15 protein-coding genes and 2 pseudogenes are annotated in these 12,581 nt (G+C 71.2%); 12 read left to right on the forward strand and 5 right to left on the reverse strand.

The genetic code is table 11. The annotated features are described in order from the left end of the window. Positions 1-20: 20 nt before the first annotated feature. From QFZ67_RS30945 to QFZ67_RS30975, 7 genes and pseudogenes are all read left to right on the forward strand, one after another. A complete protein-coding gene (locus QFZ67_RS30945) occupies positions 21-1,202 on the forward strand; it encodes a ScpA family protein (RefSeq protein WP_307664348.1) in 1,182 nt (393 codons plus the stop codon). Beyond that, positions 1,199-1,801 (forward strand): SMC-Scp complex subunit ScpB, encoded by a 603-nt coding sequence (gene scpB / locus QFZ67_RS30950; RefSeq protein ID WP_373430148.1) that lies wholly within the window; start codon positions 1,199-1,201, stop codon positions 1,799-1,801. The genes QFZ67_RS30945 and scpB overlap by 4 nt, the downstream gene beginning before the upstream one ends. Further along, positions 1,801-2,901 (forward strand): pseudouridine synthase, encoded by a 1,101-nt coding sequence (locus tag QFZ67_RS30955; protein ID WP_307664349.1) that lies wholly within the window; start codon positions 1,801-1,803, stop codon positions 2,899-2,901. Before scpB ends, QFZ67_RS30955 begins: the two co-directional genes overlap by 1 nt. A 91-nt stretch (positions 2,902-2,992) precedes the next feature. Continuing rightward, a pseudogene (locus tag QFZ67_RS30960) lies at positions 2,993-3,184 on the forward strand (hypothetical protein); the annotation flags it as partial. Positions 3,185-3,210: 26 nt separating this feature from the next. After that, the gene (locus tag QFZ67_RS30965; RefSeq protein ID WP_307664350.1) at positions 3,211-3,930 is read left to right on the forward strand and encodes an NUDIX domain-containing protein; all 720 of its coding nucleotides are present in this window, start codon (positions 3,211-3,213) and stop codon (positions 3,928-3,930) included. A gap of 5 nt (positions 3,931-3,935) precedes the next feature. Continuing rightward, complete coding sequence (locus QFZ67_RS30970; protein ID WP_307666032.1) at positions 3,936-4,958, forward strand: ADP-ribosylglycohydrolase family protein; 1,023 nt, start codon at positions 3,936-3,938, stop codon at positions 4,956-4,958. A gap of 39 nt (positions 4,959-4,997) precedes the next feature. After that, entirely contained in the window at positions 4,998-5,750 is a 753-nt protein-coding gene (locus QFZ67_RS30975; RefSeq protein ID WP_307666033.1) for a DNA polymerase beta superfamily protein, read from the forward strand. Here the strand turns inward: QFZ67_RS30975 and QFZ67_RS30980 are convergent. The 4 genes and pseudogenes from QFZ67_RS30980 to QFZ67_RS30995 form a co-directional block, all read right to left on the reverse strand. Next, entirely contained in the window at positions 5,682-6,431 is a 750-nt protein-coding gene (locus QFZ67_RS30980) for a DNA polymerase beta superfamily protein (RefSeq protein WP_307664351.1), read from the reverse strand. The genes QFZ67_RS30975 and QFZ67_RS30980 overlap by 69 nt on opposite strands. Positions 6,432-6,454: 23 nt before the next feature. Next, the gene (locus QFZ67_RS30985; RefSeq protein WP_307666034.1) at positions 6,455-6,883 is read right to left on the reverse strand and encodes a Rieske (2Fe-2S) protein; all 429 of its coding nucleotides are present in this window, start codon (positions 6,881-6,883) and stop codon (positions 6,455-6,457) included. A gap of 51 nt (positions 6,884-6,934) precedes the next feature. Then, positions 6,935-7,162 (reverse strand): annotated as a pseudogene (locus QFZ67_RS30990) (hypothetical protein); the annotation flags it as partial. After that, a complete protein-coding gene (locus QFZ67_RS30995; RefSeq protein WP_307664352.1) occupies positions 7,065-7,397 on the reverse strand; it encodes a DUF952 domain-containing protein in 333 nt (110 codons plus the stop codon). The pseudogene QFZ67_RS30990 and the gene QFZ67_RS30995, both read right to left, overlap by 98 nt. Positions 7,398-7,509: 112 nt before the next feature. Here QFZ67_RS30995 and aroH point away from each other — a divergent pair, with 112 nt between their 5' ends. The 5 genes from aroH to der all read left to right on the forward strand — a co-directional run bounded on the left by aroH (position 7,510) and on the right by der (position 12,101). Then, entirely contained in the window at positions 7,510-7,872 is a 363-nt protein-coding gene (gene aroH, locus QFZ67_RS31000) for a chorismate mutase (RefSeq protein WP_307664353.1), read from the forward strand. Continuing rightward, positions 7,869-8,954, forward strand: coding sequence for a prephenate dehydrogenase (locus QFZ67_RS31005; RefSeq protein WP_307664354.1), 1,086 nt, complete (start codon positions 7,869-7,871; stop codon positions 8,952-8,954). Before aroH ends, QFZ67_RS31005 begins: the two co-directional genes overlap by 4 nt. 258 nt (positions 8,955-9,212) lie before the next feature. Further along, positions 9,213-9,923, forward strand: a complete 711-nt coding sequence (gene cmk / locus QFZ67_RS31010; RefSeq protein WP_307664355.1) for a (d)CMP kinase — start codon at positions 9,213-9,215, stop codon at positions 9,921-9,923. Then, positions 9,854-10,564, forward strand: a complete 711-nt coding sequence (locus tag QFZ67_RS31015) for a lysophospholipid acyltransferase family protein (RefSeq protein WP_373430149.1) — start codon at positions 9,854-9,856, stop codon at positions 10,562-10,564. Before cmk ends, QFZ67_RS31015 begins: the two co-directional genes overlap by 70 nt. Positions 10,565-10,634: 70 nt before the next feature. Then, complete coding sequence (gene der / locus QFZ67_RS31020; protein ID WP_307664356.1) at positions 10,635-12,101, forward strand: ribosome biogenesis GTPase Der; 1,467 nt, start codon at positions 10,635-10,637, stop codon at positions 12,099-12,101. Between the two features lie 72 nt (positions 12,102-12,173). Here der and QFZ67_RS31025 read toward each other — a convergent pair whose 3' ends face one another. Then, entirely contained in the window at positions 12,174-12,458 is a 285-nt protein-coding gene (locus QFZ67_RS31025) for a hypothetical protein (protein WP_373430150.1), read from the reverse strand. Positions 12,459-12,581 lie beyond the last annotated feature (123 nt).

A 12,581-nucleotide genomic window follows, 5' to 3' on the forward strand; every position in this document is an offset into this window, starting at 1 on the left:
CCTTTTGCCCCTGGACCGCGATGCCCCCGACCGATGACTCCGCCAGCCCCCAGCCTTCGGCCGGGGGCGCCGGCTCGTTTCGCTCACCCCGCCGCTCGCTGGGCCGCGGCCCGGGCGCGCGGGACGCCCCCGGCGAGGCGGAGGCCGCAGAGCCAGAAGCCCCGGGCGAGCCGGAGGCGGCCGAGACCGACCAGCCGGGTGAGACCGAGGCCCCGGAGCCCGAAGCCCCGAGCGAGCCGGAGGCGGGCGCGACGGACGCTCCCGGCGAGACCGACGCGGCACAGCCCGAGGCCCCGGGTGAGCCCGAGGCCCCGAGTGAGCCCCGAGCCCCGGGTGAGCCCCGAGCCCCGGGTGAGCCCGAAGCCGTCGAAGGTGTCCCCACCGAGCAAGCCGTCGACGATGGGCGGTTCAAGGTGCGGCTTGCCAACTTCGAAGGGCCCTTCGATCTCCTGCTGCAGCTGATCTCCAAGCACAAGCTCGACGTCACCGAAGTCGCCCTCTCCAAGGTCACCGACGAGTTCATGGCGCACATCCGGGCCATGGGCGACGACTGGGACCTCGACCAGACCACCGAGTTCCTCGTCGTCGCCGCCACCCTGCTCGACCTCAAGGCCGCCCGGCTGCTGCCGACAGCCGAGGTGGAGGACGAGGCCGACCTCGCGCTGCTCGAAGCGCGGGATCTGCTCTTCGCCCGGCTGCTGCAGTACCGCGCGTACAAGCAGATCGCCGAGATCTTCAGCGCGCGGCTGGACGAAGAGGGCAAGCGATACCCCCGTACCGTCGGACTCGAAGACCAGTACGCCGAGCTGCTGCCCGAAGTCGTCATCAGCATCGGCGCCGAGGGATTCGCCAAGCTCGCCGTGAAGGCGATGCAGCCCCGGCCCAAGCCGCAGGTGTACATCGACCACATCCACGCCCCCCTCGTGTCCGTGCGCGAGCAGGCCGAGGTGGTCGTGGCGCGGCTGCGGGAGGCCGGTGAGGTCACCTTCCGCGAGCTCGCCGCGGACGCGCCGGACACCCTCACCGTCGTCGCGCGCTTCCTCGCGCTGCTGGAGCTGTACCGCGACAAGGCCGTCGTCCTGGAGCAGGACGACGCCCTGGGGGAACTCGTGGTCAAGTGGACCGGCGGCGAGTCGGATGCGACTGTCACCGATGAATTCGATCAAGAGGTTCGCGAGAACCAGGAGGAGGAGAAGGCGTGAGCGATCTCAAGCCCGCGCTCGAAGCGGTCCTCATGGTCGTCGACGAGCCGGCCACCGAAGAGCACCTCGCCAAGGTCCTGGAGCGGCCCCGCCGGGCCGTCGCCGACGCGCTGCGGGAGCTGGCGGACGAGTACACGGTCCAGGGCCGCGGCTTCGAGCTGCGGCTCGTCGCGGGCGGCTGGCGGTTCTACTCGCGGGCCGAGCACGCCGACGCCGTGGAGCGCTTCGTACTCGACGGGCAGCAGGCCCGGCTCACCCAGGCCGCCCTGGAGACCCTCGCGGTCGTCGCATACCGCCAGCCGGTCAGCCGTTCGCGCGTCTCGGCCGTACGCGGAGTGAACTGCGACGGCGTCATGCGCACCCTCCTCCAGCGCGGTCTGGTCGAGGAGGCGGGCGCGGAACCTGAAACAGGTGCGATCCTGTACAGGACGACGAACTACTTTCTGGAGCGGATGGGCCTGCGCGGCCTGGACGAGCTTCCGGAGCTCGCGCCCTTTCTCCCTGAGGCGGAGGCGATCGAGGCCGAGACGCAAGAGGGTGTGCCGTCGTTCGATCCGGACGCACCGGACACCGACGCAGACGACAAGACGGAATTTTGATGCGAAGCAGCGGCAGGAACAGCGGAAGCGGCAACCGGGACTCCCGGGGCGTCGGCGGGAACCGGGACTCCCGGGGCGCCGGCGGGAAGGGGCGCGACGACAAGCAGGGGCAGCGCCCCCGCCGCCCCCGGCCCGAGGAGCGCCGTTACGACGTGGGCGGTTCCACCGAGGAAGGCGGCGGCGCCCGCAAGGGCCGCGGCGCGTCCGCGCGCGGCGGCGCCAAGGGCGGCCCGAAGCCTGCGCAGAAGCCTCAGGGTTCCCGGCGCGGCGCACCGGCCCGCCCCCGTGAGCTCGACGCCAAGATCGAGCAGCGCAACCGGGACAGGTACGCCGACAAGCCGCAGATCAAGACCCCCAAGACCTTCCCCGGCGCCGAGCAGGAGGGCGAGCGGCTGCAGAAGGTGCTGGCCAGGGCCGGTATGGGCTCCCGCCGCGCCTGCGAGGAGCTGATCGAGCATGCCCGTGTCGAGGTCAACGGCAAGATCGTCGTCGAGCAGGGGCTGCGCGTAGACCCCGACAAGGACGAGATCAAGGTCGACGGGCTGACCGTCGCCACCCAGTCGCACCTCTTCTTCGCGCTGAACAAGCCCGCCGGTGTCGTCTCCACGATGGAAGACCCGGACGGGCGCCAGTGCCTCGGTGACTACGTCACCAACCGCGAGACCCGTCTCTTCCACGTCGGCCGGCTCGACACCGAGACCGAGGGCATCATCCTGCTCACCAACCACGGCGAGCTGGCCCACCGGCTGACCCACCCCAAGTACGGCGTGAAGAAGACCTACCTCGCCGCCATCCAGGGTCCGCTCCCGCGCGAGTTGGGCAAGCGGCTCAAGGACGGCATCCAGCTCGACGACGGCTACGCCCGCGCCGACCACTTCCGGGTCGTCGAGAACACCGGCAAGAACTACCTGGTCGAGGTGACGCTGCACGAGGGGCGCAAGCACATCGTGCGCCGGATGCTCGCCGAGGCCGGCTTCCCGGTCGACAAGCTCGTACGGACCTCCTTCGGGCCCATCGCGCTGGGCGACCAGAAGTCGGGCTGGCTGCGCCGCCTGACCAACACCGAGGTCGGCATGCTGATGAAGGAAGTCGGCCTGTAGTCACACCACTTCTCGCACGAAGCCCGCGGTCACCTTCGGCCGCGGGCTTCACGCATCTTGTGGGACAGGCCCGTTCGCCTTTATAGTCAACATGACTATTAAGGGGGCGGGCGTGGGTCTCTCGGACATCGTCGAACTCCTCGGCTTCGGCAGCGGCGCGCTCTGCGTCCGGCTCGTCGCGCGCCCGCGCATCGCCACCCCCGCCGTGTACGGCTGGTGGACCTGGACCCACGGGGGTGGACCAGGTTCCGACGCCGCGCTCGCGGCGGGGGTGGCGGGGACCCTCGCGCCCCCCATTCCGGAGAAACGATGATGCAGGGCTACGACCCCGGCGCCTTCCCGCCCTTCGCGGTCACCGTCGACCTCGCCGTCTTCACCGTCCGCGAGGGACGGCTGAACGTCCTGCTCGTCGAGCGCGGGGAGGACCCGTACAAGGGCGACTGGGCGCTGCCGGGCGGCTTCGTACGCCCCAGGGAGTCCGCCGGGCAGGCCGCACGCCGCGAACTGGCCGAGGAGACCGGCCTGTCGCGAGAGACCGTCGCCGACCTCCACCTGGAGCAGCTGCGGACCTACAGTGACCCCGACCGCGACCCGCGGATGCGGGTCGTGTCCGTCGCGTACACCGCGCTGCTGCCGGATCTCCCGGAGCCGCGCGGCGGCGGGGACGCGGCGCTGGCCCAGTGGATGCCTCTCGCCGACGCCCGGCTCGCCTTCGACCACGACCAGATCCTCGCCGACGCGCACGAGCGGATCGGCGCCAAGCTCGAATACACCTGCCTGGCCACCAGCTTCTGCCCGTGCGAGTTCACGCTCGGCGAGCTGCAGCAGGTGTACGAGACGGTCTGGGGCGTCGACCTCGACCGGCCCAACTTCCGGCGCAAAGTCCTCACCACACCCGGCTTCGTCGAGGCGGTCGAGGGCCCGCCGCGCCGCACCGGCGGCCGCGGGAAACCGGCCGCACTGTACCGGGCGGGGGCCGCCTCGGCCCTGCACCCTCCACTCCTGCGACCGGAAGGACGGCAGGCATGACCGCCATGAGGACCACGAGGACCATCACCAAGCAAGCGGCCACCGGCTCGCTGATCGGGCTCGCGCTCGGGGACGCGCTGGGCTTTCCGACCGAGTTCGACGACGTGCCCCAGATCCTCGCCAAGTGCGGTCCGTGGCGGGAGATGAACCTGCCCAGGCCCGCGATCGTCTCGGACGACACTCAGATGACGCTCGCCGTGGCGCGCGGCATACGCACCGCGATGGACCGCGGACTGCTCGTCGCCTCCCGGCTGACCCGGCCGGTGCGCGAGGAGTTCGTCGACTGGTACCACTCCCCGGAGAACAACCGCGCCCCGGGCCGCACCTGCATGGTCGCCTGCCAGACGCTCGACAGCGACCGGCCCTGGCAGGAGGCCAGCCAGATCGGCTCCAAGGGCTGCGGCGCCAATATGCGGGTCGCGCCGATCGGTCTCGTACCGGGGCTGAGCGAGGAACAGCGGGCGGGCGCCGCGCAGTTGCAGTCCGCGCTCACCCACGGCCATCCGACGGCCCTCGCGGCGAGCGACCTCACGGCGCGCGCGGTGTTCCTGCTTGCGCAGGGCGCGGAGCCGATGGGTCTGGTCGGCCAGCTGCGTTCGTACGCGTACGAGATGCGCAGCCACTACTACCACCACTGGCTCGGCAATCTGTGGACCTACTCCCACGACCCGACGCCCGAGGCGTTCATCGCGCGGGGGTGGGACGAGTGCCTGCAGGTCCTGGAGCGGCTCGCGACCGCGGTGCGCACTGCCAACGCGGAGACCGACCCGTGCCTGGCCACGGGCGACGGCTGGATCGCCGAAGAGGCCCTCGCCACCGCCCTGCTGTGCTTCCTGCTCTTCCCCGAGGAGCCGGTCATGGCACTGCGCCGGGCCGCCTGCACCAAGGGCGACTCGGACTCGATCGCCTGCATCGCGGGAGCGCTCGCCGGCGCGCATCTGGGGGCGGGCGTCTGGCCCAAGGAGTGGTCCGAGCGGATCGAGTACCGCAGCGATCTGATGTCGCTCGGCGCCCTCTGGGACTCTTGATCCATGACTGACCCGCTGACTGATCCGCTGACCGGCCCGCTGACTGATCCGCTGGACATGGAGCTCGGCTCCGTCGTCGACGAACAGTCCGGCCCGCTGCTCTTCGTCACCGTCTCCGGGGCGCATCTGTACGGATTCCCGTCCCGGGACTCGGACGTGGACCTGCGTGGGGTCCATCTGCTGCCCGTCGAGGACCTGCTGGGGCTGAGCGAGCCGGACGAGACCCGGTCCCGGATGTGGGACCGGGACGGCGTCGAGATGGACCTGGTCACGCACGACGTACGCAAGTTCGTACGGCTGATGCTGCGGCGCAACGGCTATGTGCTGGAACAACTGCTCTCACCGCTGGTGGTGCACACCTCGGACGCGCACGCGGAGCTGGCCGCGCTCGCCCCCGGCGTGCTCACCAGCCACCACGCCCACCACTACCGGGGGTTCGCGAACACCCAGTGGCGGCTCTTCGAGAAGACCGGGGAGCTCAAACCGCTGCTGTACACCTTCCGCGCGCTGCTCACCGGCATCCATCTGATGCGCAGCGGCGAAGTGCAGGCCCATCTGCCCACCCTCCTCGGGGAGGTCGACGCCCCGGGGCATCTGCCGCAGCTGATCGCGGCCAAGGCGGACGCCGAACACGGCCCCGCTTCCGGCGTCGACCGGGAGCGGGTGCGCGCCGACGTCGAAGCGCTGCACGCAGTCCTGGAGGAGGCGCGGCTGGCCTCGCGGCTACCCGACGAACCCACCGCGTACGACGCCCTGCGCGACTTCGTGGTCCGCGTACGCCTGGAGTACTGACGCCCGGCGGGTGCGGAACAGGAAGTCCTCGACCCGTGCCCGGTCGGGCTCGGGCGGCAGCGGTGAGCCCGGCGCCGCCGCGTCCGCCTCGTCCGCGAGGTGCGTCATCCAAGCCTCGACCCGCGGCCACGGCACTTCGCCCCGCTTGACCGCGAGCAGCCGCTCGCGGTCGGCGCCGGCGTCGATGACCAGCTCGCCCGTACGCAGCAGATCCCGGCAGCTGCCGAGCAGCCGCAGCAGATGCATGGCGTGCTTCCAGCGCGGGGCGCCGTGCCGGCGGACGTCCGCCTCCAGCTTCTTGCGCTGGCCCACCGCATAGCGCACGAACGTCTGGTGGGCCTGCCGGGACAGGAACGCGTCGCGCAGGGCCAGCAGTTCCCTGCCGGTGTCGTCGACGCGCTCGACGAGGGGGGAGTGCAGGCACTCCAGGACGTTCGGGTTGGCGCGCAGCGCGAGCTTCAGGAAGCGCTCCAGCTCCCAGGAGAACTGCTCGTCGGCCGGGCCATCGAGATGCGTCGGAGGCTTGTCGAAGCGCCAGTAGAGCGCGGCCGGGGCGAGGAAGACCCCTCGGCGGTCGGTGTCGCTGCCGTCCGTGGCCAGCCCGAAGGCGCGCGAGCCCATCACGCAGGAGTAGACGGTGTGTTCGCGGACGAGTGCTTCGGGCGTCACCTCGGGCGTCATGCGCGAGAGGGTACGTGAGGGGGTCAGACCAGCCGGATGGTGTCCCCGGAGACGGCGATCTGCTTCGCGGGCAGCGGTGTGGTGGCGGGGCCCTCGGCGACCGAGCCGTCCGTGATGCGGAACTTGCTGCCGTGGCAGGGGCAGTCGATGGTGCCGGCCGCGATCGTCCTGACGAGGCATTTCTGGTGGGTGCAGAGGGCCGAGAACGCCTTGAACTCGCCTGCCTCCGGCTGGGTCACCACGACCTTCTCGTCGACGAAGACCCTGCCCCCGTCGACCGGGATGTCGGCGGTCTTGGCGAGCTCGGCGCCGGCCGGTGAGCCACTCGGCGCTCCGCTGGTCGGCTGTTCGCCGGTCGTGCCGCCGCCCCCGTCCTCGTCGCCGCAGCCCGACACCAGAGCGGCGGCGCCCGCCGCGCCCGCCGCCAGAAGCGTCCTTCGTCGCGCGTCCATGGCTGTCTCCCTGTTGTCGTGACCTTCAGCCGGATCACCGAGCATCTTGGCGCTCAAAGCGCCGAAGACGAAGCAACCGGGCAGCGTGTGCCGCATCAGGCGCGCGCTGTACGTCTGACAGCCCAGTCCGCGACGGCCGCGGAAGGGCCGGCGTCCAGCCCTGGTCCTCCGGACGGGGCCGTCAGGCCCAGGGGGTGAGATCCCGCGCGTGCCCGTCCGCGTCCCGGCACACCGCAAGCACCGCGGTGACGGCGGCCCGCTCGATCGGCCCGTACACATGCGGGAAGAGCATGTCCTCAGAACCCTCCCAGCGGATCTCTGCGGCGAGCGCCGCCTCGTCGATCTGGAGGACCAGCAGGTCCGGCACGTCCCGGTAGAGGCCGTCGGCGATGGCGAGCGCGGCCAACTCGTCGGGCGAGCAGTGCACAAAGCCTTCGGTGGCCAGGGAGGCCGGGGCGTAGGGACGGTCCACGTCCGCCGTCCACTGGTCCACCGGAACGACATGAAAGAGCATGCCGCCAGTTGTAGCGCAGGGCTGCCGTGTGCTCGAAGGGTGGTCGTCGCAGCCGTGCACCCCGGTCCCTGACTACGCTGAACGGAGCACTCGCACAGTTAAGGAGCACGACGTGGCGGTACGAGCGGTCCGGGGAGCTGTCCAGCTGGAACGGGACGAGGCCGGACACATGGACGAGCAGGTCAGCGAACTGCTCACCGCCATCCTGGAGCGGAACGGGCTGGGCACGGACGATCTGATCAGCGTCTGGTTCACGGCCACGCCGGATCTGCACAGCGACTTCCCGGCGGCGGCCGCGCGCAAGCTGGGCATCGTCGACGTACCACTGATCTGCGCGCAGGAGCTGGACATCGTCGGGGCGATGCCCCGTGTCGTACGGATCCTCGCGCACGTCGAGTCGGATCTGGCCAAGTCGGAGATCGCGCACGTGTACCTCGGTGCCGCGGCCGCCCTGCGCAAGGACATCGCCCAGTGAGAACCGCCGTCGTCATCGGAACCGGCCTGATCGGCACGTCCGCGGCCCTCGCCCTGGCGGGGCGCGGAGTCGCCGTGCACCTGGTGGACCACGACCCGGCGCGGGCCCGTACCGCCGCCGCGCTCGGCGCGGGGACGGACGACCCGCCCGAGGGCCGGGTCGACCTCGCGATCATCGCCGTACCACCGGCGCATGTCGCCACCGCGCTGGCCGACGCGATGCGCGCCGGGACCGCGCGCGGCTACCTCGACGTGGCGAGCGTCAAGGGCGGGCCGCGGCGCGAGCTGGAGGCTCTGGGCCTGGACCTGAGCGCGTACATCGGCACGCATCCGATGGCGGGCAAGGAGCTCTCGGGTCCGCTGGCGGCGACCGCGGACCTCTTCGAGGGCCGCCCGTGGGTGCTGACGCCCACGCGCGACACGGACACCGAGGTGCTCAACCTCGCCCTCGAGCTGGTCGCGCTCTGCCGGGCCGTCCCGGTGGTCATGGACGCCGACGCCCACGACCGGGCGGTGGCCCTCGTCTCCCACACCCCGCAGCTGATCTCCTCGATGGTCGCGGCCCGGCTGGAGGACGCGGACGACACGGCGGTACGGCTCTGCGGCCAGGGCATTCGTGACGTCACCCGGATCGCGGCGTCGGACCCCCGGATGTGGGTCGAGATCCTCTCCGCGAACCCGGGCCCGGTGGCCGACGTGCTGGCCGGGGTCGCGGCGGACCTGGACGAGACGGTCCAGGCGCTACGGTCCCTTCAGTCCTCCGACGAGTCCAAGCGCCAGGACGGCGCGGAGGGTATCGAGGACGTCCTGCGCCGGGGCAACGCGGGCCGCGTCCGCGTCCCGGGCAAGCACGGCGCGGCCCCGACGTCGTACGAGATGGTGGCGGTCCTGATCAGCGACAAGCCCGGCGAGCTGGCGCGGATCTTCGCGGATGCGGGCCGGGCGGGTGTGAACGTCGAGGATGTCCGCATCGAGCATGCGACGGGCCAGCAGGCGGGCCTGGTCCAGCTGATGGTGGAGCCGGCGGCGGCGACGGTGCTGACGGCGTCGTTGCGGGAGCGGGGCTGGTCGATCCGCCAGTGACCACGGTCCGGGCGGGAAATCAGGCCCCTCCGGCGATTGAGGAGCGGGGGTCCGGGGTGGGAGTTCCCCGGAGCCGGACGGCGCCCTGACTCCAACCGCCGGCGGGCTGAAATTCAGCCCCTCCGGCGATTGAGGACTGGGGTCCGGGGCGAAGCCCCAGTGGCGCCGCCATCCGTGTGTAAAGGCGGGCCCAAGTACTCGGTAACCTTGTTCAGGGCCCACCGGCAATTCCGCCTGCCCTCTCCGCGTACCAGGAAGGTGTCCGACACCGTGGAATCCGTGATCGTCGCCATCGACGGCCCCTCCGGCACGGGCAAGTCGAGCACCTCCAAGGCGGTCGCCGCAGCGCTGGGGCTGAGCTATCTCGACACCGGCGCCCAGTACCGCGCGATCACCTGGTGGATGATCAGTAACGGCGTCGACCTCCAGGACCCGGCCGCGATCGCCACCGCCGCCGGCAAGCCCGCCATAGTCTCCGGCACCGATCCCGCCAACCCCACCATCACCGTGGACGGCGTGGACGCCGCCGGGCCGATCCGTACGCCCGATGTCACCTCCAAGGTGAGCGCGGTCAGCGCCGTCCCCGAGGTGCGGGCCCGGATCACCGAGCTGCAGCGCTCCATCGCCTCGGCCGCCGAGACCGGCATCGTCGTCGAGGGGCGCGACATCGGCACCACCGTCCTGCCGGACGCGGACCTGAAGATCTTCCTGACCGCGTCGCCCGAGGCCCGCGCCGACCGCCGCAGCGGGGAGCTGAAGGGCACCGACGTCGCGGCCACCAAGGAAGCCCTGATCAAGCGGGACGCGGCCGACTCCAGCCGTAAGACGTCCCCGCTCGCCAAGGCCGACGACGCGGTCGAGGTGGACACCACCGACCTGACCCTGCAGCAGGTCATCGAGTGCGTCGTCACCCTCGTCGAGGAGCGGCGGAGCGCGACCGACAACACAGAGAAGCGAGCCGCCCGGTGACCGTACCCTCGAAGAAGGGCGCGGCGGTCGGTCGGGGCATCGGCATCGGGCTCATGTACGGACTGTTCAAGCCGCGGGTGCTCGGCGCCTGGCGGGTTCCGGCGACCGGGCCCGTGATCCTCGCCGTGAACCACTCGCACAACATCGACGGGCCGATGCTGATGGGCACCGCGCCCCGTCCCGTGCACTTCCTGATCAAGAAAGAGGCGTTCGTCGGCCCCCTCGACCCGTTCCTGCTGGGAATCGGTCAGCTGAAGGTGGACCGTACGAGCACCGACCGCACCGCCATCACCAACGCCCTCGGTGTGCTGGAGAACGGCGGCGTCCTCGGGATCTTCCCCGAGGGCACCCGGGGCGAGGGAGACTTCGCCTCGCTGCGCGCCGGGCTCGCGTACTTCGCCGTACGGTCCGGCGCCCCGATCGTCCCGGTGGCGGTGCTGGGAAGCACGGAGCGCCGCGGACGGTTGATACGGGCACTGCCTCCGCTGCGCAGCCGGGTCGACATCGTCTTCGGTGACGCCTTCGAGGCGGGCGACGGCAGCGGCCGCCGCACGCGCAAGGCGCTGGACGACGCCACTGTGCGTATCCAGGATCGGCTGACCGCCCACCTGGAAAACGCCAAGCGCCTCACCGGGCGCTAGGCGAGACTTGAGTAGTGGATCGCGCGACAAGCGGTCCATCGATGATGCAACTTAACGAGGTAAGCACTTCATGAACGACCAGATCCACTCCGGCGACGAGCACGAGCACGGAGCGCTTGGCGACGCCGAGTACGCGGAGTTCATGGAGCTCGCCGCGGATGAGGGCTTCGACGTCGAGGACGTCGAGCACGCGATCGGCGAGGCCGGTCACGGCCCGCTGCCCGTCCTCGCCGTCGTCGGCCGCCCCAATGTCGGCAAGTCGACCCTGGTGAACCGCATCATCGGCCGCCGTGAGGCCGTCGTGGAGGACAAGCCCGGCGTCACCCGTGACCGCGTCACCTACGAGGCCGAGTGGGCCGGCCGCCGCTTCAAGGTCGTCGACACCGGCGGCTGGGAGCAGGACGTCCTCGGTATCGACGCCTCCGTCGCCGCCCAGGCCGAGTACGCCATCGAGGCCGCCGACGCGGTCGTCTTCGTGGTGGACTCCACGGTCGGCGCGACCGACACCGACGAGGCCGTCGTCAAGCTGCTGCGCCGGGCCGGCAAGCCCGTCGTGCTCTGCGCCAACAAGGTCGACGGACCCAGCGGCGAGGCGGACGCCACCGCCCTGTGGTCGCTCGGCCTCGGCCAGCCGCACCCCGTCTCCTCGCTGCACGGCCGCGGTACGGGCGACATGCTCGACGCCGTCCTGGAGGTGCTGCCCGACGCCCCGGCCCAGACCTTCGGCAACGTCGTCGGCGGCCCCCGCCGCATCGCCCTGATCGGCCGCCCGAACGTCGGCAAGTCCTCGCTGCTCAACAAGGTGGCGAACGAGGACCGGGTCGTCGTCAACGAGATCGCCGGCACCACCCGCGACCCGGTCGACGAGCTCATCGAACTCGGCGGTGTCACCTGGAAGTTCATCGACACGGCCGGCATCCGGCGCCGGGTCCACCTCCAGGAGGGCGCGGACTACTACGCCTCCCTGCGTACCGCCGCCGCCGTGGAGAAGGCGGAGGTCGCGGTCGTCCTGATCGACGCGACGGAGTCCATCAGCGTCCAGGACCAGCGGATCATCACCATGGCCGTCGAGGCCGGGCGTGCGATGGTCGTCGCGTTCAACAAGTGGGACAACCTCGACGAGGAGCGCCGCTACTACCTGGAGCGCGAGATCGAGACCGAGCTCGGGCAGATCGCCTGGGCGCCGCGGGTCAATGTGTCCGCCCGTACCGGCCGCCACATGGAGAAGCTGGTCCCGGCGATCGAGACGGCCCTCGCGGGCTGGGAGACGCGTGTCCCGACCGGTCGGCTGAACGCCTTCCTCGGTGAGATCGTCGCCTCCCACCCGCACCCGATCCGCGGCGGCAAGCAGCCCCGCATCCTCTTCGGCACCCAGGCCGGCACCAAGCCGCCGCGGTTCGTGCTCTTCGCCTCCGGCTTCCTGGAGCACGGCTACCGCCGCTTCGTCGAGCGCCGGCTGCGTGAGGAGTTCGGCTTCGAGGGCACCCCGATCCACATGTCGGTGCGGGTGCGCGAGAAGCGCGGCCGCAAGAAGTGATGTGAACGCATGGCAATGGCGCTGCCCCGGACCGCTGAACGGTCCGGGGCAGCGCCATGTCGTCAAACGGGGTCACAGACCCCGGCGGGGACCCGGCGGCAGCGCCGCCGGGACATGGTTCCCGTTGTGCGGCCGGCTCAGCGGGTACGGCTGCCAGCCCGTCCCCGGGTGGCTCGTATGGCCCGATGACCCGCCGCGGCTGCTGTGCAGCCCGGTGCCGAAGGCCCTGAAGTCGAGATCCTCCTCGCCGCTCCGGTCGCCCGGCAGCGCCCTGAACGCCCTGCGGTACTCGGAGTACAGCGTGTCGTAGATGGGCGTGGGCGAGTGGCCGGCCGTTGCGTCACGCGCGGGGCGCATGGCGGGGATCTGACTCTGGTACGGCTGGCGGGAGGGGTCGTATGAGTGCACGTACCTGCAACGACCCCCGCCGCCGGACGGATGCGGGCGCGAAGCCGCATTCTTCCGAGGGACGTACGAAAC

The sequence above is a fragment of the Streptomyces sp. V1I1 genome, from assembly GCF_030817355.1.
Lineage (GTDB): Bacteria > Actinomycetota > Actinomycetes > Streptomycetales > Streptomycetaceae > Streptomyces.